Genomic DNA, 17,237 nt, shown 5'->3' on the forward strand with positions numbered 1-17,237 from the left:
TCGAGGGCGACATAAAGTGCTTGACTGCGCATCTTTTCACGACATATACTTGAGTAATCAAGCATTACTAACGAATTACTTAAGGATCAATCATGGATGAAGCACTGACTACCTCGACTGAATTTTGTCTGCGCCTGGCGCGCGCCTATGCCGTCCTGGTGCGCCGTTTCGACAGCGGCCTGGGCAGCCACCACGGCATCAGCTTCAGCGATTTCCAATTGTTGAATCATATTGCGCGCGCGCCGGGCGGGCGGATTCGCCGCGTCGATCTGGCCGAACGGGTGGGCCTGACTGCGTCCGGCGTCACCCGCACCCTGCTGCCACTGGAGAAAATCGGCCTGGTCACGCGCCAGTCCGATCCGCGCGACGCCCGTGTCGGATTTGCCGTCATCACGCCCGCCGGCCACGAACTGGTGGTCAACGCCACGGACGTGGTCGACCTGATCAGCCGCGAAGCCATCCGCGGACTGGCGCCGGAATTAGTGTCCAGCATGTCGGCCACCCTGGGCGACATCGCCGGCATGCATTCCACCAACAGCTGAGGCCATCATGCAAACGCCTGAACGCGCAGTCTTGCTGCGCGAACCGAACTTCCGCTGGCTGATGGCTGGCGGGCTGATCTCCGCCCTGGGTGACCAGTTCACCCTGATTGCCCTGCCCTGGCTGGTCCTGACCACCACCGGCAATGCCTTGCAGCTGGGCCTGGTGATCGCACTGATGAGCATTCCGCGCGCCCTCTTCATCCTGGTGGGCGGCGCCCTGGTGGACCGCTACTCGCCCAAGTCAGTCCTGATGCTGAGCAAGTTCGCCAACGCAATCCTGCTGGCCATTCTGACTGCCCTGGTCTTTGCCGGCCAGGTCAGCATGCCCGCCATTTATGTGCTGGCCTTCGGCCTGGGCCTGGCCTCGGCCTTTGCGATTCCATCGGGTACCTCGATGCTGCCACACGTCGTCGCGCCGGCGCAACTGCCCATGGCCAACGGCGTGATGATGGGCATGCGTCAGCTGACCATGCTGTCCGGCCCCCTGCTGGCGGCCCTGGTGTTTGCCCTGTGGGGCGATGGCAGCAGCGGCCAGCCGGGCGCGGCGCACGGCATCGGCATTGCCTTCGCGTTCGACTGCATCAGCTTCGTGGTGTCGGCATGGACATTGAACAAGGTCCGCACCCACGCTGCGCCACCACAGGCGGCAGCCGAAGGTGTCTGGCAAGCCATTGGCGCCGGCCTGACCATGGTCTGGCGCGACATGTCGCTGCGCGTGTGCATCATGTACTGGGCACTGTGCGCCTTCATTGTGGGCGGCACCATGCAGGTGGCACTGCCAGTCCTGGCCGAATCACGCCTGGGCGGCGCTGCTGCCCTGGGCCTGATCATGGGACTGCACGGCGCTGGCTCGCTGCTGGGCATGGGCATCAGCGGCGCCAGCGCCAAGTTGAAATGGGTGCGCATGGCCAGCTTCGGCAGCACCATTCTGGTGGTCGACGCCATTGCCGGCGCCCTGCTGATGGGCATGGCGGTGATTCGCAGCACCTGGCAGGCGGGCGCTTTCATGCTGCTGCTCGGGCTGCTCACAGGCTTTATCCAGGTCGCCGTGTTCAGCTGGATTCAACAGCGCGTGCCACGCGCCATGCTGGGCCGTGCCATGAGCATTTTCATGTTCATTTTCATGGGACTGGCGCCGCTGGCGGCTGCTATCACGGGCGCCCTGCTGGCCTGGCTGTCGCTGACCGGTTTGTTCATTGGCGCCGGCGCCTTCCTGCTGGCGGCGGCGAGCGTCGCCTTCCTGTTCACGCCGATGCCGCGCATCACCCATGGCACGGCAATCGATTAACATGTGCCATGCCCAAGTTCGCCGCCAACCTCACTCTGATGTTCAATGAACTGCCTTTCCTCGAACGCTTTGCCGCAGCCCGCGGCAATGGCTTCGAGGCAGTCGAGTTCCTTTTTCCCTATGCCTGGACGGTGGAGGAAATTGCCGAGCGGCTTGGCGCCAACCGTCTTAGCCTGGTATTGCACAACTTGCCGGCTGGCGACTGGGCTGCGGGAGAACGCGGGCTTGCGTGCGCCCCCCAGCGCACTGGTGAATTCCAGGACAGCGTGGCGCAGGCGCTCGCCTACGCTGTGCCGCTGGGCGTGCGCCAGCTGCATTGCCTGGCGGGGATTCCCGGCCCGGGCGCCGACCTTAACCTGGCGCACCAGACTTACGTTGCCAATTTGCGCTATGCAGCCGAGTGCCTGGACGCACATGGCATGACCCTGCTGATCGAGCCGATCAATACCTTTGACATGCCAGGCTATTTCTTGACCAGCAGCGCGCAGGCCGCCGGCGTCATTGCCGAAGTAGGCGCGTCGAATCTGTATCTGCAATACGACATCTACCATATGCAGCGCATGGGCGAAGATCTGGCCGGCGGCATCAAGCGCCACCTGCCGCAAATTCGTCACATGCAGCTGGCTGACAGTCCGGGCCGGCACGAGCCAGGCAGCGGCGTGATCGACTACGCCGCCCTGTTCCGCCTGATCGACCAGCTTGGCTACGAAGGCTGGATTGGCTGTGAATACCTGCCGCAGGGCGACACCGCGGCCGGCTTGGCCTGGCGCCGCGCACTGCTGACTTGAGCTTGAGCAAAATGTCACCACCTTAGTGGGGCAAAAATGGGAACTTATGGCGAACCTTTCAGCGTTTGCCTTAAGGGGTCCCATGAAATCCTGCCGATCACTTGCCGCACTCTTCCTTCTGGCCGCCACCGTGCTCACGGGTTGCGCGTCCAGCAATGTCAGCCTGTACGAAGTGCGCGAATTTGCCGACGCCTCGGCCAAGCTGGGCGCGTACGGCGAGCTGTCCAAGCGCTACCGCGACACCTACCTGCGCGAACAACCCTACCTCTCTCCTGCTGCCGACCGTCTGGCGCGCGAAAACGATGCCAAGCGGCGCGCCGTGTACGACGATTTCGTCAGCGCCCAGAAAGTGCTGGTGCTCTACATGCAAACGCTGAGCGTGCTTGCCGGCGACGCCCGCTACGACCTCACGCCCCAGCTCGATGACATGGGCAATGGCATCAAGGCACTGGCTGGCAGCGGGCTGGAGCAAAAACATGTGCTCGCCTACACCGGCATGACGCGCCTGCTCACCCGCGTGATTGCCTCCGGCTTCCAGAATCGCAGCGTGGAAACCATGGTGCGCGATGGCGACGCTCACGTGCGGGTACTGCTCGATGCCATGATGACGCTCACCCGCCTCTACAGTAAAACCCACGACAACGAAAAAAAGACGGTGCTTGGCATTTTCGATGTCGAAATCCCTTTTTCCGGCAAGGCCCAGGACCGCATGCTGGTCACCATGGCCAAGGTGCACTACATGGACAAGCAGCATGAATACAAGGCCCTCGACCGGCGCTACGACATTGCCTTGCAGGGCTTGACCAAGGTCGCGCTGGGCCACCAGAAGATGCGCGAAAACCTGAACAATTTGCCGAGCGAAGAATTGCGCCACAAGCTGGCCGACTACACCCGCGACCTGTATCTGATCCACAAGAACCTGCTCAGCGATTAACGTTGCATACAAGGAGAGCGCCATGAGTTCCCCGTCCCCCGGCCTTGGCAGCGCGGCCCAGATCGAAGCACTGGCCGACCAGATGTCGCTGGCAGCCGACGCCATCCACAAGCGCGTGATGAACGACATTGGCTCGCACAACGGCGGGCCCGTCAGCGAGCAGGACCAGGCGATCGCGCGCGCCCTGCTGGAAGATGAAATTCTGCTGCGCCAGCGTGCCAATGGTCTGTATGCGGAAGCGGCAAGCTACGTGGTGCAGGCTCTGGCCGTGTCACAGCAAGCCTTGATCCAGCTGACCATGGATGCCACCGAAAAGATCCGCAAGATCGACCGCATAGCAGCCGTGGCAGGCCTGGCCGGTGCCTTGCTGCGTCTGGCGGGCGCGGTTGCCACCGCCAACCCGGTGCCGATCGTGGCGGCGATTGAACGCCTGAGCACGCAGGTAAAAGTGGTGAAGGCGACCGAATAAGTTCCCCACTCTGAGACGACGCAAGCTGGGCGCGCAGGCAAGCGTGCGCCCATGTTCAGTGCCGGTCGAACGCGCTACACTGGCAACGTCAGTGCATCTGGCGTCCGACCACTTCTCCCTGGAGCAAGGCATGAACCAAGCGCAGCTTGCGCTCCTTCGATCGCAACTGGAACAGCGCCGCGACGAGTTGCTCGGCCAAAGCGACATGGCGCTCGCCTGCGGGCGCGATCTGCCCGTTTCCGAAGTGGAAACGTCCCCGGCCGACAAGGCCACGGTGCGCCTGCTGAACGACCTCGCGCTGGAAGCGGCTGGCCACAACGTCAGCCAGCTGCGCACCATCCGTCACGCGCTGGCCAAGTTTGACGACGGCAGTTATGGCGAGTGTGAAGAATGCGGCAATCCCATCGGCTTTTCGCGCCTGCAGGCACGCCCCGAAGCGCGTCTGTGCATCACCTGCCAGACGCGCGCGGAAAAGCGTTAGCACATGTGCTGGCCGCCATTAATAGCAATGTTGGCGCCCGTTACAAACGCGGCTTCTTCCGAGGACAGATAGGCAATCAAGCCTGCCACCTCGGCCGGTTCGCCCAGGCGCCCGATGGGAATTTGCGGCAGGATTTTGCTACGCATAATATCTTCCGGCACTTGCTCCACCATCTTCGTGCGCAGATACCCGGGCGAGACCGTGTTGACGGTAATGCCGTGCCGCGCCAGCTCCAGCGCGGCGGCCTTGGTGAAGCCGTGCATGGCCGCCTTGGCAGCGGCGTAATTGGCTTGCCCAAAGGCGCCCTTTTGCCCGTTGACCGATGAAATATTGATGATGCGACCCCAGCGCTGCGCCATCATCGGGTCGATGGCTTGCTTGCACAGATTGAACACGCTATCGATATTGGTGCCCATCACTTCCGACCAGTCGGCCTGCGACATTTTCGTCAGGCTGCGGTCGCGCGTGATGCCAGCGTTGTTGACCAGCACGTCGATGCGGCCCATGTCGGCCAACAAGCGCTGCATCATCCATTCGGTGTCGGCATAATCGGCCACGTCGACCTTGTAGCCACGAAAACGATAACCGTCGTCGCGCTGCGCGCTGAGCCAGCCTTCCGGGGCCGCGTTACCGGGCGAATAGGTGGCGGCCACCTTGAAACCGGCGTCGTGCAGACGGCGGCAAATCGCGGTGCCGAGGCCACCCATGCCACCGGTTACGAGCGCTACTTTTTGATTGTCCATTGCAGCATCCCTGTCATGTTGTTGAGTCCGAGCCCAAGTCTAGGAGCGGCTAACACACGTAACATTGAGCAATATCAAATTTTTGCCCGACTGGTTTAACATGAGGGCTATCACGATCAGGATGACAGGAGGCGTTATGGCTTACCGGACACTCTTGGTGCATGTCGATGGCAGCGCCCACGCTGCCGCCCGCATCGCCTTCGCCATGCGCCTGGCGCGCGACTGCGGTGCGCATCTGAGCGGCGCCGCACCCACTGGCATCTCGCGCCATCTGTACCAGCGCTTGCCGCCGGAACAGGACGATCCGACCCTGGCCCTGCATCTGGACATGATGCGCGACCAGGCGCGCACGGCCCTGGCCGCCTTTGTGAGCCAGTGCGAAGCGGCTCAGCTGGGCGAGTTTGACGCCCGCCTGATTGACGACGATCAGGCCGAAGGCATGTGCCTGCATGCACGCGCGGCCGACCTGGCCATTGTCGGCCAAAGTGATCCGGAGTGGCCCGCGCTGGCTGACCTGGCGCCGCATGTGATTGTGCATTCCGGCCGCCCGGTCCTGGTGGTGCCGCCGGCCCCGGCTGCCGCCTGCGATCATATTCTGGTCGCATGGGATGGCGGCCGGGAGGCGGCCCGTGCCTTGCAGCTGGCACTGCCACTGCTGCGCCAGGCGCGCCAGGTCAAGATTGTGCTGGTCGAGTCGGCAAGCAACCCGCAAGCCGTGGCTGACGCCATGATTGCCGATCCGCGGCCCTGGCTGCAGCGCCATGGCATCGATGCGCAGCTCACGGTGCAGCCGCTGGCGCACCATCGACTGCTTAGCCGTAAGAACGACGTGGGAGAAAGTTTGTTGGCCAAGGCCGCGGCGGAAAAAGCCGACTTGCTGGTGATGGGTGCGTACGGCCATTCGCGTTTCCGAGAAGCGATGCTGGGCGGCGTCACGCGCACCGTGCTGGAGGCGGCCACCTTGCCGGTACTGATGGTGCACTAATATAAGGTCTGGATTGCCGTCGGGGTACGCCAAACGGCGGCGCGTTGCTTACTGCCACGGCAGCTCGCGGATACGCGACACCTGGCGGCGCGCCATCATGGCCCAGACTTCGCGCGCCTGTGCCAGACTGGCCCGCATCTGGCGCGGGGCCGCCAGCGCCAGCTCGCAGTCGCGGTCCGACCACTCTTCAAAGCGCAATTTGCCATCGCTGGAAATTTCGGCCACATACATCAGGCCGTCGTCGTAGCCAAAGCGCAGAGCCGCGCTGGCAGGTTCGGTATCGGGTCGGGGACGGCGCGCATACAACTGGGCCAGGACCGCGGCCAGCTGCGCTTCGCTGGGCGCCGCAAGATCGCGCCCATCCACACCGGTGAGAGTGACCCAGGCCTGTGTCATGGAGGCATCCTCCTGTCAATACGTGCAAGTATCTGCCCATACTACCGAAAAAAAACGCTTCCGGGGAAGCGTTTTTGGATGCGTACCGGCCCTGGTGGCTCAGTGGATCAGGACAGGCAAGCTGAGCGGATTAAAATCGGTCCAGTCGCCGTTTTCGATCGTGCCGTGCGCGCGCTCGATATGGTCGGAGCCCAGGCGGTGCAGCACTTCCAGCGCACGTTCCTCTTCTTCCGGCAAATCGAAGGCCACCGCCACGACCATGCCGGCCTTGCGTGGTTCGTACTGGTTCTCGCCGTGCCCGCCGTCTTCGCCCTCGCCTGCATCCTTCATTTTGGACAGCGAGTACAGCGAACCCACATGCGCACCCACCAGGCCACCAACGATGGGGCCGGCCGGCCCGGTGACCACGGCCGTGGCCGCGCCAATGGCGGCGCCGACAGCGCCCCCGGCTGCGGCGCCCTGCGCCACGCCTTCAGGTGATTCTTTGGCACCAGGCGAGAGCACATGGTCGCCGCCAATAGCGGTCAGGTCGTGCTGACCGGGCTGATTCAGGTAAAAGGCGCTTATGCGCTCTTCCGGAAAGCCTGCACGCATGAGCTCATTGCGCGCGTGCTCGACCTGGTCCTGAAGTTGAAAGTGTCCTGCTACGATAGTCGACATGCTCAATCCTCCTGCGTCTGTGAGGTTTCAGCATGCGCCGAACTGGACGCCGATTCTGTACGCTAACGCACTGATAGCCCCTGCTTTAGTGCCATTGGCCAACGCCGGGCGCGACCCAGGGTTCCAATATCGGCTGCGGCAGCCAGGCGCGCGGGTCGACGCGGTAATACTTGAACAGCTCGCCGAACAGATCAGGATGGCGCTCCGACATTTGCCAGGGCTTTTCGAAAAAGGTTTCCGTGGCCACGGCAAAGAACTCGGCGGGATTGGTGGCGCCGTAATGGTCCATGACGCTGGGCTGACCGTAAATGGCATCGCTGCGCAAGTCGGCGAAATTGCGCGACAGCACGGCCGACCATTCGCGATAATTGTCGGAACTGCCCAGGTAAGGCGCGCCGTTGTTGCTGCCCGACTCGCTGTCGAGCTGGTGGGCAAATTCATGCAGCACCACGTTCTGGCCATCGGTCCAGTCGCCGGCACCGCGCTGGACATGGTCCCAGGATAAAATCACACGGCCATCGCCCCACGATTCGCCCAACAGATCCTGACGCTCCTCCGTCACCACGCCAGCAGCATCGACTTGCTTGCGCGGCACAAGAAAGGCGGTCGGATAGACCAGCACCGCGTGCAGCGATGGGTAGACCTTGCTGGGACGATTGAGCAGCAGCAGGCACGCTTGCCCTGCAATGGTGACGCGCATCTCGTCGGTGATTTCCAGTCCGGCACAGCCGACAAACTTTTTCTGATACAGAAATTGCTGTACCCGCTTGTGCAACTGGTCCTGCAAGGCCAGCGACAGATTTCTGTAAATCGGAATGTTACGGGCCAGGATGGCCTGCCACGCAGGATCGATCTCCTGCTTGAGCACACGCTGCAAACGCCAGCCGGGCAAACGCCAGCCCAGGATCAGGGCGCCACTCAAGGCTGCCAGCAAAATAATGGTTTCCATCAGGTGTCCGGTTGCAGTGCAAAGGCTTGCGCGAGCAAGGCGTAGGAATGGCGGCGCACCGCCGGGTCGAAGGCCCAGGTGTTGACGACGATTTCCTCCAGGCCCAGGCGCTCGGCCAGGGTGCGGATTTTCTCCGCCACCTGGGCACCGGTGCCCACCAGCGCCTTGCTGCGCAGCTGGGCAATCCGATCGCGCTCGGCTGGGCTGTAAGGATGGGCGGCCGCTTCTTCGGGCGATACCAGCGGTCCCAGCAAACCTTGCTCGAAGCGCACCCGCCAGTATTCACGCGTCATCAACTGGCGCTCGGCCTCGGCCTCGGTATCGGCCGCCAAGGCCCACACGCAAATGGTGGCATGGGGCTTGGGAAAACGCGCGCTGGGCACGTAGTTCTGGTGGTACAGCGCCAGCGCCTGTTCCACGCCCTGGCCATCACTGAAAAAATAGGCGAAGGCGTACGGCAGACCCAGGTGCGCGGCCAGCTGCGCGCCATAGCCCGAGCTGCCCAATATCCACATTTCCGGACTGGTCGGCCCCTGCGGCTGGGCCGTGATGGCACGGTACGGATGGCTTTCCGACATGCGTTTGCCTTCCAGCCAGTGCTGCAAGTCCACGATCTGCTGCGGGAAATCATCGGCGCCGGGACTGGCATGGGGATTGAGTGCGCGCGCGGTCAGGCGGTCGGAGCCAGGCGCGCGGCCCAGACCCAGGTCGATCCGGCCCGGCGCCAGCGCTTCCAGCACGCGAAACTGCTCGGCCACTTTCAGGGCCGAATAATGCGGCAGCATCACCCCCGCACTGCCAATCCGGATCCGGCTGGTGGTCGCGGCAATGGCGGCCATCAGTACTTCCGGCGCGCTGCCGACGATGCTGCTGCTGTTGTGGTGCTCGGACAGCCAGTAGCGGGCATAGCCGAGCGTATCGCAGTACTGCGCCAGCGCCAGCGAATCGCGAATCGCGTCCGCCGGGGTCGCACCGCGCACCGCCGGCGACTGATCAAGAATGGACAGTTTCACGGCGTGGCTCACTCAGGCGGCAGCCTTGGCAGCGCCAAAGTGGGCGTCCACGGCATCGGCATTGCCAATCAACTTGCCACCGATGAAGACTTGCGGCCAGGTCATCTGGCCCGTGACAGCGCGCAGCACGCTGCTGTTGATCTTCTGGTCCTGGGTGATCTCGGTAAACTTGATGCCGTGTGCCTTGAGGGTGGCTTTGGCACGGGCGCAATGGGGGCAACCGGGCTTGGCAAACACCACCACCGGTTCCGGCACCTCGGCCTGCGGATTCAGGTAGCGCAGCATGGTTTCGGCATCGGACACCTCGAACGGGTCGCCTTCCTTGTCGGGCTCGATGAAGACCTTCTGAATGACGCCATCCTTGACCAGCATCGAATAGCGCCACGAGCGCATGCCAAAGCCCAGCTGACGCTTGTCGACCAGCATACCCATGCCTTCGGAAAAGTCGCCATTGCCATCGGGGATGACGGTGATGTTTTCCGCATCCTGGCCGGCCTTCCATTCATTCATCACAAACGCATCATTGACCGAGATACAAACAATGTCGTCGACCCCGTTCTGCTTGAACACAGGCGCCAGCTCGTTATAGCGTGGCAAATGGGTGGAGGAGCAAGTCGGGGTATACGCACCCGGCAGGGAAAAGACCACCACGGTCTTGCCCTTGAACAGCTCATCACTGCTGAGATCCTTCCATTGATCGTTGGGCCGCGCTTTGAACGTGACCTGCGGGACGGGTTTGCCTTCCAGGGATTGCGGCGACGGTAGCATGGCGTTTCCTTTCGGTGAATACGTTGGACGGGTAGGCGTCAGCACGCCGAACACCCAACATGGGGCGGCTTGACGGATTTTCAATCGGGGTGCATGACAGAAGATACAGCAAAGCGCTGGCGCGACGCGGACGGTCGCGGCGCCAGGCCGAAAGCGAGGGGCGAAACAACGCCAGCCCGGTCAGTGCCGGGCTGGCGTTCCAACAATTAAGGTTGGATCAGGACGGTTCTTTGTTTGCCGATGGGGCGGCGCCAAACAGGGCGGCGACCAGAGGATCGCGTGCCACCGGGCTGCGGTTGACCCTGATGGCGTAATGGGTATCGTCGGCCAGGATGTGGAAGTGACGGCCGGTACCTGCCATGCTCTGCTCGCGCAGGCCTGGGCGTTCCTTGCGTGGGGCCACACCTTCACGTTTTGGCTGAACAATTGCCGCCAAGAATGCCTTGACGCGTTCAGGGTCAGGCGAAATCTGGTACACGGCCTTGCCCAGGTAGGTGGCAGTGCCCTCGATGTAGCGGGCCAGTTCGATCACGCCTGCTTCGCGCAGATCGCGAATGTATTTACGGGCGCCCGATGGCGAGAATTTGAGGAACCACGCGATTTCGTCAGCCAGCATTTCGTGGGTCGACAGCTCGCCGATCAGTTTTTGCATGTTTTCGATGCGGCGCTGGGTGGCCGAGGTGGAGCGCACGCGCTCGATCGGGGCCATGGAAATGGGGGGACGCTCAGCGGGCTGGGGCGCAACGCGTTCAATCAGGGACGAATTCGCAGAATTGTGGACGGCGGTCATTTCGCCTTGTGCACCGTTGCGCTGGTTGGTGGTTGCTTGCATGTTGAGTACTCCGTCTTGGAAGATAGTCATCGGCCGGACCGGCTTGCAGGTTTGACCTGCGATCTACTGCTCGGTTCCGTCCATCTGAGGTCTATCTTGCCTGCGCTAGATCAACAGTTCTGTGCGCCATCGAACACTCGTGAACAATTTACTTCCTGACGTCATCTTTATTGCCAATCTCTACAGTGTGCGTTGGCGTACAGATTGCCCCTTCGACAGCCGGTATTCTGGTCTCGTTCGCGCGATTGTCGCGTGTGCCTAGACTGAAAACCGAAGTCCCGCTCTGCCTGCCCTCGTGGCGTGCAACACTATTAAAAGGAAATCACCATGAAAATGACCACCCTGTTTGCAGCTCTGCTGGCCGTCGCTTCCCTTACCGCTTGCGAAAAAACCACGGTCAACCCGCCACCAACCGTTGTGACCCCAACCGTTGAAGTGCCAGCCGCAGCACCAGCCCCAGTGGCCGTGCCGGTACCGGTACCAGGTCCTGCAGGCGCCCCTGGCGAACCTGGCAAGCCAGGTGAAAAAGGCGAAGCCGGCGAACCTGGCAAGCCAGGCGACACCGTGATCGTGGTGCCAGAAGCCAAGAACTAAGCACGTCAATACGGCATTCATGCCGTAGAGCATTAAAAGCGGGCTGCCGCGTCTTCCGACGCCGCAGCCCGATTTCATTCCAGTTCATGATCTGTTCAATCATGTTGAACTCATGCGCGAGGTCCCAGTCGAATAACAGCCATCGCTCTTGCGACGTCTTCTACGCTGTTTAACAATCTGGGAGTTCCTTGTGGAAAAAACGAAAAAACTTGCCCTGGCAATCGCCATCACCTGTTGCGCCGGTCCTGCACTCGCGCAAGAGGTCATCAATCCGTCCTGGTACATCCAGCCCTTCGCCGCCGGTATCAAGCCCGACCGGGACTTCGGCGTCGACGAGCGCGACTGGGGCGGCGGCGTGCGCATGGGAAAACCGCTGTCACCCAACTGGGATATTCAAATCGGTGCCAGCCATGCCCGTGCCGAGGCAGATCCTTACCGCTATCGGCAGACCCTGGTGGGGGTCGACGCCCTGCTCATGATTTCACGCGCCCGCTTCCGCCCTTTCATCCTGTTCGGGGTTGGCGCCGAGCGCGACAAGGTCGACAATCCCTTGCGTCAGGTACAGAAAACCTCGCCCTATGCCACCGCGGGCCTGGGCTTCCAGTATGCCTTCACCGACCAGCTGTCCATGCAGCTGGACTTGCGCACCGTCGCCGGCCGCCTGCGCGACGAAGAACTGTTTGGCGTCAAGCGGGTCAACAACCGCTACGTCACCCTTGGGCTGAACTGGGCCTTCAACCCGCCACCTGCCCCACCGCCACCGCCAGCGCCGCCGCCCGCACCGGTGGCCGCAACCCCGGCGCCGACCGAGCCGGCCCCGCCGCCTGTGCCGGTCGTGCGCTTTGAAAAAGTCACGCTTTCCTCCACCGAGCTATTCGACTTCAACAGTGCCAAGCTGCGCATGCCGCAGCCCCGCCTGGACGAGATCGTCACCGCCCTCACCGCCGACCCCAGCGTGACCGACGTCGACATTACCGGCTATGCCGATCGCCTGGGCTCAACCCAGTACAACCAGGCTCTGTCCGAAAAGCGCGCCAACGCCGTGCGCAACTACCTGGTCGCGGCCGGCATCGACGGCGCCCGCCTCAAAGCCTACGGCAAGGGCGAAGCCAACCCCGTCGTCACCTGCAACAACAAGCGCCGCGCCGACTTGATCCAATGTTTGGAACCGAACCGACGAGTCGAGGTCGAGCCGGTTACCATCAACAAACGGGTGCCGTAAGCACCAGCGCGCCGCTGCACAAAAAGGGGCTGCGCGCCCCTTTTTTATTTACCGGAGAAAACCGTAATGATCATGGACGTCAAGGACTGGGTCCCATTTTCGCGCCAGCTGGCCCACGTGATGCGCTGCGCCGTGGACCAGTGGTTCCTGCACCGCGCATCCAGCAAGGGCGCGGCGCTGGCGTTCTACACCGCATTTTCCATCGCTCCCATTCTGGTGCTGGTCATTGCCGTGGCCGGCTTCTTTTACGGGGCCGAGGCGGCCCAAGGCCAGTTACTCAGCGAACTGCGCGGCCTGGTCGGCGCGCAAGGAGCCGAAGCGATCCAGCTGGTGCTCGCTGGTGCGCGCAACAAAGATAGCGGCATGCTTGCCACGCTCATCGCCACTGCCCTGCTGGTGGTCGGTGCCACCACCGTGTTTGCCGAACTCAAAGACAGCCTCGACGAAATCTGGGGCGTGCCCCCACCCAAAGGTGCCACCTGGTGGGTGGTGTTGCGCACTCGTCTGCTGTCGTTCAGCCTGATCCTGGTGCTGGCGTTTCTGCTGATGGTGTCGCTGGTGGTCAGCGCCGCGCTGGCCGTGCTCGACAATTATCTGGGTGGATTGTGGAAAGAAGCAGCCGTGGTGCTGTCCTGGGTGGCGGCAGCCATCAGCTTCAGCGTGATTGCCATTCTGTTTGGCGTGATCTACAAACTGCTGCCGCGCATTAAACTGTCCTGGCGCGATGTGACCATTGGCGCCTTTGGTACCGCTGCCATGTTCACCCTGGGGAAATTGCTGATCGGCCTGTACATCGGCAACAGCGGCGTCGCCAGTAGCTTTGGCGCCGCCGGCTCCATGATTGCGCTGTTACTGTGGGTGTATTACTCGGCCCAGATTTTCTTCCTGGGCGCGGAATTCACACGGCAATATGCGCTGCAACTGGGCAGCCTGCGTCACCGGAACGATGCCGACCCCGTCAGGACAAGCCTGAGCAAGGTCGGCTAAGGAGCCAGGCCGGGCCGGGCTTACTCGCCCAGCAGTTCGGCCAGCACTTCCATGCCTTCAACCCGCTCGGCCACCACCTTGACCATCACCACCACCGGCACGCCGAGCAGCAAACCCCACATGCCCCACAGCCAGCCCCAGAACAGCAGGCTCACAAACACGGCAGCAGGATTCATCTTGGCAATGCGTCCCGTCATCCAGGTGGCAATCACGGTCCCCACCAGCGTGGCGATCGCCATCGAAGCGCCTGTCACCAGCAACACCATCTTGATGGATTCAAATTGCATGAAGGCAGCCAGACCTGTGGCGGTGGTAATCAGCAGCGGGCCAAAGTACGGCATGATGTGCAGCAGACCGGCCACGATGGCCCACGCGCCTGCATTCTCCAGGCCGATCGCGCGCAGGGCCACCCACATCAGCAAGGCCAGCAGGATATTCGTCACCAGCAGCATGAACATATACGCCTGAATCGAGGTATTGATATCGTCCAGAATGTGCACCGTGACTTTTTTGCGGCTCAGCGAGGGCCCCGTCAGCTTGACCAGTTTGCGCTTGAAAGTGTCGCCTGCCAGCAGCAAAAAGAACACCAGAAACACCACCATCGTGGCCTGGGTCAAAAAGCCCATCAGGCTCATCGACCCGGCCAGCACCCAGTCCATCACCTTGAAGGTGCTACCCGTGGCCGCCGGCATGGCCGGTTTGCGCGGGGTGGCACGCTTGTCCTCCACCCCACCCGTGGCTGTCGCCTGCTCGATCTGCGCGGCTGCCGCCTGCATTTGCGCAATCGTGCTCGGCCGGTCGTTCCCGTTGCGCAGCACCTTGGTCACTTTTTGTGTGATGCGCGGTAAGTCATCAATGATATTGAAAACCTCGTCCTGCACCCGGTACATCACCCCCGCCAGCGCACACAGCATGGCCACCGTGACCAGCGTGGCGCCGATCGCGCGCGGAATGCGGCGCCGTTCCAGCCACTGCACCACGGGACTGAGCGTGTAGGCGAGGAAAATGCCGAGTAACAGCGGCACCAGGAAGTCCTGCGCCCATTGCAGCGCATATACAAAGGCGATGGTGGCAATGATGCCCAGGGCCAGGCCACGCGCATTGACGTGGATGGGCAAGCGCAATACGCCATTGTCGCTCAGTGGATCGGTGGGCGCCGGCGCCGCAGCTGGCGCAGGCGGCACATTCAGAATGCCCGCTGGAAGTTCGGGCGCAATGCCGGGCGTGGCCGGCTGGGGGGTATCTGCAAGCTGCATGGAAGGACCGCTATCGAAGTGAGACCACGTGGACGAAAAAGCCGGCCACGAGGGCCGGCCGGTCGGTGTCGCGGCCAGGTAGAATTATTTGACGCGTACGTCGTTCTTGACCGATGTTACACCTTTGACGCCGCGGGCAATTTCCACTGCCTTGGTGGCATCCATCGGGTCGGCCACAAAGCCCGACAGCTGCACGTCGCCCTTGTAGGTCTCAACATTGATTTCCGATGCCTTCAGGGTCGGCTCATTGAAAATGGAGGCCTTCACCTTGGCGGTGATGACGGTGTCGTCCAAATACTCGCCGGTACTGGAACGATTGTCGGTCGAGGCACAACCGGTGGCTGCCAGCATCGACGCGGCGAACAGGGCGGTAGCAAAACGTTGGGCGATTTTCATGGTTACTCCTTGTGGTTAATGGGGCATTGCACTACAGACGAACGGCTATTTGCCGTACTGCTTTTTTGCGGTCGCGACACAGCTGTCCTTGACCGCACCGGCGAAGGCATCGCACTTTTCCAGTGCCACCTTGTACTCCGCCGTCATCTTGTCATCGCGCGCATCGGTGCGCGCCTCGATGGCTTTTTTGTCTGCCTTGGCATCGGCCTCGGCGGCAACCCGGGTGGCCTTGGCTTGCGTGATGCAGACATCTTTGTCATTGCCTGTCAACGCTTCGCAGCGCGTCTTGTCCAGGTCGAAGTTGGCGGACGCGATGCGCAGGCGCGAATCGGTGTACGCCTTGAGGGTGTTGTGATACAGCGCGCTGGCCTCCTGTTCCGTGCGGACACGGCCGGCCTTGGCTTCGGCCACGCAGACGTCGCGCGGGTTGCCGGTGATGACATCGCATTTGGCACGCGCCAGCTTGTACGCAGCTGCCGCGCTGTCTTTGGCCTGCCTGTACGCTGCCTTGGCTTCTGCGCTGGGGCCGGCTGCCATGGCAGTGCTGGCCAGAGCCATGCCGACGCAAACAAACAGGGTTCGATGGAACTTCATGAGGTGCTCTCCGGTGCGCGATTGAATAGGCATAGTTGTACCGTACATTGCCTCACGTCTTCTGTACGCTGCCGAACACTGGCACGTGTTTACGCTGCAACTCGACAGCGATGAACTCCGTGTGGCACCGCACAGACCGGGAACTTTTCGATGATTATCCTGACTCTACACTTTTGTCAGGAGAACAACATGAAATCGACGCAAACCATTGCTGCAATCACCCTTGCCACCACTGCCCTGCTCACCGGCTGCGCCAGCACCTCGAGCGACCCGTATGCCAACGGCAGCTACAACAACAGCCCTGGCTACCAGAACACCGCATCGGCTGGTTACGGCACCATCGACTCCATTCAAGTGACCCGCGCTGCCGGCGAGACCAACGGAACCGGCGCTGTTGTTGGCGGTCTGGTTGGCGCACTGGTCGGTAACCAGGTCGGTTCCGGCAGTGGCCGCACCGCCGCCACCGTAGCCGGTGCCGTCGGCGGCGCCGTGGTGGGCAATAAAGTCGAAGCCAACCGCGCCGAAGGCCGTGATGTGTACCAGATCGGCATCCGTCTCGACAACGGCGACTACCGCACCATCACCCAGGACAGCGTGGTTGACCTGCGCGTGGGCAACCGCGTGCGCGTGGTTGATGGCCGCGCCTACCGCTATTAATTCATCGCAGCACCCATTACAACAACAAGTCGTTCCCCACCAGGACGACCACATAAAGGAGTCCCATCATGGGTACCATCTTGCTCGTTATTCTCGTCCTTGCCTTGATCGGCGTGCTGCCAACCTGGAACCACAGCCGCAGCTGGGGCTACGGTCCCACCGGCATTACCGGACTGCTTGTCGTGGTCTTGATCATCTTGCTCATTACCGGGCGTCTGTAATCAGGATGCTGCAGCCGGCGCCATGTGCGCCGGCTTTTTTTTGCCTCAATCATTCCCAATAAGAACAAGGAGCTGACATGAAACATCAAACTATGCTGATCCGCACTGCTTTACTGGGTGCGGCCATGGTCTGCAGCGCGATCGCGCAAGCCCAGGTGCAAGTGCCTGCGTCGGGTGACGAGAATGTGGCGCCCGAGCTGGCCCGCCACCAGGCCATGGAATTGTCCAAGGGCGATCCGGCGCGCTGGTTCCAGGAAGATGTAACGCCGGAACAGAAACTGCGTACCAGTAGCAAGGAGTCGGCCGCTGCTCTGCGCGAGAATTTGGCTGATTGCAAAAAGCTGGGCAGCCGCGACCGGCGCGATTGTGAACAGCAGGCGCATCAGACCTATCGGGAAGAGATGGCGCGTGCACGCCAGCGGGCGATGGCCAGCCGCTAGGCCGTTTTTAGACGTCCAGGAC

23 protein-coding genes are annotated in these 17,237 nt (G+C 62.0%); 13 read left to right on the forward strand and 10 right to left on the reverse strand.

Annotated features, from left to right (window positions below; genetic code table 11):
* Positions 1-92: 92 nt before the first annotated feature.
* From BUC24_RS13465 to BUC24_RS13490, 6 genes are all read left to right on the forward strand, one after another.
* Positions 93-542, forward strand: a complete 450-nt coding sequence (locus BUC24_RS13465) for a MarR family winged helix-turn-helix transcriptional regulator (protein WP_073216759.1) — start codon at positions 93-95, stop codon at positions 540-542.
* Between the two features lie 7 nt (positions 543-549).
* Entirely contained in the window at positions 550-1,830 is a 1,281-nt protein-coding gene (locus BUC24_RS13470) for an MFS transporter (protein ID WP_073216762.1), read from the forward strand.
* A gap of 8 nt (positions 1,831-1,838) precedes the next feature.
* On the forward strand, positions 1,839-2,618 hold the full coding sequence (hyi, locus tag BUC24_RS13475; RefSeq protein WP_073216764.1) for a hydroxypyruvate isomerase: 780 nt from the start codon (positions 1,839-1,841) through the stop codon (positions 2,616-2,618).
* An 82-nt stretch (positions 2,619-2,700) separates the two neighbouring features.
* Positions 2,701-3,552, forward strand: coding sequence for a hypothetical protein (locus tag BUC24_RS13480; protein WP_073216767.1), 852 nt, complete (start codon positions 2,701-2,703; stop codon positions 3,550-3,552).
* A gap of 22 nt (positions 3,553-3,574) precedes the next feature.
* A complete protein-coding gene (locus tag BUC24_RS13485) occupies positions 3,575-4,021 on the forward strand; it encodes a hypothetical protein (protein WP_073216770.1) in 447 nt (148 codons plus the stop codon).
* Positions 4,022-4,151: 130 nt separating this feature from the next.
* Positions 4,152-4,502, forward strand: a complete 351-nt coding sequence (locus BUC24_RS13490) for a TraR/DksA family transcriptional regulator (protein ID WP_073220057.1) — start codon at positions 4,152-4,154, stop codon at positions 4,500-4,502.
* Here the strand turns inward: BUC24_RS13490 and phbB are convergent.
* Complete coding sequence (gene phbB, locus BUC24_RS13495; protein WP_073216773.1) at positions 4,499-5,245, reverse strand: acetoacetyl-CoA reductase; 747 nt, start codon at positions 5,243-5,245, stop codon at positions 4,499-4,501. The two genes, BUC24_RS13490 and phbB, sit on opposite strands and share 4 nt — an antisense overlap.
* 136 nt (positions 5,246-5,381) lie before the next feature.
* Here phbB and BUC24_RS13500 point away from each other — a divergent pair, with 136 nt between their 5' ends.
* Entirely contained in the window at positions 5,382-6,230 is an 849-nt protein-coding gene (locus BUC24_RS13500) for a universal stress protein (protein WP_073216776.1), read from the forward strand.
* 48 nt (positions 6,231-6,278) lie between these two features.
* Here BUC24_RS13500 and BUC24_RS13505 read toward each other — a convergent pair whose 3' ends face one another.
* The 6 genes from BUC24_RS13505 to BUC24_RS13530 all read right to left on the reverse strand — a co-directional run bounded on the left by BUC24_RS13505 (position 6,279) and on the right by BUC24_RS13530 (position 10,848).
* On the reverse strand, positions 6,279-6,626 hold the full coding sequence (locus tag BUC24_RS13505; RefSeq protein WP_073216779.1) for a hypothetical protein: 348 nt from the start codon (positions 6,624-6,626) through the stop codon (positions 6,279-6,281).
* Between the two features lie 99 nt (positions 6,627-6,725).
* Positions 6,726-7,286: a hypothetical protein gene (locus tag BUC24_RS13510; protein ID WP_073216781.1), complete on the reverse strand. Its 561-nt coding sequence runs from the start codon at positions 7,284-7,286 to the stop codon at positions 6,726-6,728.
* Between the two features lie 85 nt (positions 7,287-7,371).
* Positions 7,372-8,235 carry a M90 family metallopeptidase gene (locus BUC24_RS13515; protein ID WP_073216783.1) on the reverse strand — a complete coding sequence of 288 codons (864 nt, stop codon included), beginning with the start codon at positions 8,233-8,235 and terminating at the stop codon, positions 7,372-7,374.
* Positions 8,235-9,248, reverse strand: a complete 1,014-nt coding sequence (locus tag BUC24_RS13520) for an LLM class flavin-dependent oxidoreductase (RefSeq protein ID WP_073220060.1) — start codon at positions 9,246-9,248, stop codon at positions 8,235-8,237. Before BUC24_RS13520 ends, BUC24_RS13515 begins: the two co-directional genes overlap by 1 nt.
* Before the next feature lie 12 nt (positions 9,249-9,260).
* On the reverse strand, positions 9,261-10,016 hold the full coding sequence (locus BUC24_RS13525) for a glutathione peroxidase (RefSeq protein WP_073216785.1): 756 nt from the start codon (positions 10,014-10,016) through the stop codon (positions 9,261-9,263).
* A gap of 217 nt (positions 10,017-10,233) precedes the next feature.
* Positions 10,234-10,848 (reverse strand): winged helix-turn-helix domain-containing protein, encoded by a 615-nt coding sequence (locus BUC24_RS13530; RefSeq protein WP_073216788.1) that lies wholly within the window; start codon positions 10,846-10,848, stop codon positions 10,234-10,236.
* Positions 10,849-11,175: 327 nt separating this feature from the next.
* Here BUC24_RS13530 and BUC24_RS13535 point away from each other — a divergent pair, with 327 nt between their 5' ends.
* The 3 genes from BUC24_RS13535 (at position 11,176) to BUC24_RS13545 (ending at position 13,651) form a co-directional block, all read left to right on the forward strand.
* Positions 11,176-11,442, forward strand: a complete 267-nt coding sequence (locus BUC24_RS13535) for a hypothetical protein (protein ID WP_073216790.1) — start codon at positions 11,176-11,178, stop codon at positions 11,440-11,442.
* A gap of 190 nt (positions 11,443-11,632) precedes the next feature.
* Positions 11,633-12,664: an OmpA family protein gene (locus BUC24_RS13540; RefSeq protein ID WP_073216792.1), complete on the forward strand. Its 1,032-nt coding sequence runs from the start codon at positions 11,633-11,635 to the stop codon at positions 12,662-12,664.
* 72 nt (positions 12,665-12,736) lie between these two features.
* Complete coding sequence (locus BUC24_RS13545) at positions 12,737-13,651, forward strand: YihY/virulence factor BrkB family protein (RefSeq protein ID WP_073220063.1); 915 nt, start codon at positions 12,737-12,739, stop codon at positions 13,649-13,651.
* A gap of 20 nt (positions 13,652-13,671) precedes the next feature.
* Here the strand turns inward: BUC24_RS13545 and BUC24_RS13550 are convergent, their stop codons facing one another.
* The 3 genes from BUC24_RS13550 to BUC24_RS13560 form a co-directional block, all read right to left on the reverse strand.
* On the reverse strand, positions 13,672-14,907 hold the full coding sequence (locus tag BUC24_RS13550) for an AI-2E family transporter (RefSeq protein WP_083598909.1): 1,236 nt from the start codon (positions 14,905-14,907) through the stop codon (positions 13,672-13,674).
* Between the two features lie 84 nt (positions 14,908-14,991).
* Positions 14,992-15,303, reverse strand: a complete 312-nt coding sequence (locus BUC24_RS13555) for a BON domain-containing protein (protein WP_073216794.1) — start codon at positions 15,301-15,303, stop codon at positions 14,992-14,994.
* A 45-nt stretch (positions 15,304-15,348) separates the two neighbouring features.
* Positions 15,349-15,897 (reverse strand): hypothetical protein, encoded by a 549-nt coding sequence (locus BUC24_RS13560; protein ID WP_073216797.1) that lies wholly within the window; start codon positions 15,895-15,897, stop codon positions 15,349-15,351.
* 189 nt (positions 15,898-16,086) lie between these two features.
* Here BUC24_RS13560 and BUC24_RS13565 point away from each other — a divergent pair, with 189 nt between their 5' ends.
* The 3 genes from BUC24_RS13565 to BUC24_RS13575 all read left to right on the forward strand — a co-directional run bounded on the left by BUC24_RS13565 (position 16,087) and on the right by BUC24_RS13575 (position 17,215).
* Positions 16,087-16,554: an outer membrane lipoprotein gene (locus BUC24_RS13565; protein WP_073216800.1), complete on the forward strand. Its 468-nt coding sequence runs from the start codon at positions 16,087-16,089 to the stop codon at positions 16,552-16,554.
* Positions 16,555-16,622: 68 nt separating this feature from the next.
* Entirely contained in the window at positions 16,623-16,775 is a 153-nt protein-coding gene (locus tag BUC24_RS13570) for a DUF3309 family protein (RefSeq protein WP_073216803.1), read from the forward strand.
* 77 nt (positions 16,776-16,852) lie between these two features.
* Complete coding sequence (locus tag BUC24_RS13575) at positions 16,853-17,215, forward strand: hypothetical protein (protein ID WP_229448208.1); 363 nt, start codon at positions 16,853-16,855, stop codon at positions 17,213-17,215.
* Positions 17,216-17,237: the final 22 nt, after the last annotated feature.

It is taken from the genome of Massilia sp. CF038 (assembly GCF_900129765.1).
In the GTDB taxonomy this organism is placed as follows: domain Bacteria; phylum Pseudomonadota; class Gammaproteobacteria; order Burkholderiales; family Burkholderiaceae_D; genus Telluria_A.

Bases quoted from the DNA above. Each gene is read 5' to 3' on its own strand.
- BUC24_RS13465 (WP_073216759.1), top strand. From the start codon at position 93: ATGGATGAAGCACTGACTACCTCGACTGAATTTTGTCTGCGCCTGGCG.
- BUC24_RS13470 (WP_073216762.1), top strand. From the start codon at position 550: ATGCAAACGCCTGAACGCGCAGTCTTGCTGCGCGAACCGAACTTCCGC.
- hyi (WP_073216764.1), top strand. From the start codon at position 1,839: ATGCCCAAGTTCGCCGCCAACCTCACTCTGATGTTCAATGAACTGCCT.
- BUC24_RS13480 (WP_073216767.1), top strand. From the start codon at position 2,701: ATGAAATCCTGCCGATCACTTGCCGCACTCTTCCTTCTGGCCGCCACC.
- BUC24_RS13485 (WP_073216770.1), top strand. From the start codon at position 3,575: ATGAGTTCCCCGTCCCCCGGCCTTGGCAGCGCGGCCCAGATCGAAGCA.
- BUC24_RS13490 (WP_073220057.1), top strand. From the start codon at position 4,152: ATGAACCAAGCGCAGCTTGCGCTCCTTCGATCGCAACTGGAACAGCGC.
- phbB (WP_073216773.1), bottom strand. From the start codon at position 5,245: ATGGACAATCAAAAAGTAGCGCTCGTAACCGGTGGCATGGGTGGCCTC.
- BUC24_RS13500 (WP_073216776.1), top strand. From the start codon at position 5,382: ATGGCTTACCGGACACTCTTGGTGCATGTCGATGGCAGCGCCCACGCT.
- BUC24_RS13505 (WP_073216779.1), bottom strand. From the start codon at position 6,626: ATGACACAGGCCTGGGTCACTCTCACCGGTGTGGATGGGCGCGATCTT.
- BUC24_RS13510 (WP_073216781.1), bottom strand. From the start codon at position 7,286: ATGTCGACTATCGTAGCAGGACACTTTCAACTTCAGGACCAGGTCGAG.
- BUC24_RS13515 (WP_073216783.1), bottom strand. From the start codon at position 8,235: ATGGAAACCATTATTTTGCTGGCAGCCTTGAGTGGCGCCCTGATCCTG.
- BUC24_RS13525 (WP_073216785.1), bottom strand. From the start codon at position 10,016: ATGCTACCGTCGCCGCAATCCCTGGAAGGCAAACCCGTCCCGCAGGTC.
- BUC24_RS13530 (WP_073216788.1), bottom strand. From the start codon at position 10,848: ATGCAAGCAACCACCAACCAGCGCAACGGTGCACAAGGCGAAATGACC.
- BUC24_RS13535 (WP_073216790.1), top strand. From the start codon at position 11,176: ATGAAAATGACCACCCTGTTTGCAGCTCTGCTGGCCGTCGCTTCCCTT.
- BUC24_RS13545 (WP_073220063.1), top strand. From the start codon at position 12,737: ATGGACGTCAAGGACTGGGTCCCATTTTCGCGCCAGCTGGCCCACGTG.
- BUC24_RS13550 (WP_083598909.1), bottom strand. From the start codon at position 14,907: ATGCAGCTTGCAGATACCCCCCAGCCGGCCACGCCCGGCATTGCGCCC.
- BUC24_RS13555 (WP_073216794.1), bottom strand. From the start codon at position 15,303: ATGAAAATCGCCCAACGTTTTGCTACCGCCCTGTTCGCCGCGTCGATG.
- BUC24_RS13560 (WP_073216797.1), bottom strand. From the start codon at position 15,897: ATGAAGTTCCATCGAACCCTGTTTGTTTGCGTCGGCATGGCTCTGGCC.
- BUC24_RS13565 (WP_073216800.1), top strand. From the start codon at position 16,087: ATGAAATCGACGCAAACCATTGCTGCAATCACCCTTGCCACCACTGCC.
- BUC24_RS13570 (WP_073216803.1), top strand. From the start codon at position 16,623: ATGGGTACCATCTTGCTCGTTATTCTCGTCCTTGCCTTGATCGGCGTG.
- BUC24_RS13575 (WP_229448208.1), top strand. From the start codon at position 16,853: ATGAAACATCAAACTATGCTGATCCGCACTGCTTTACTGGGTGCGGCC.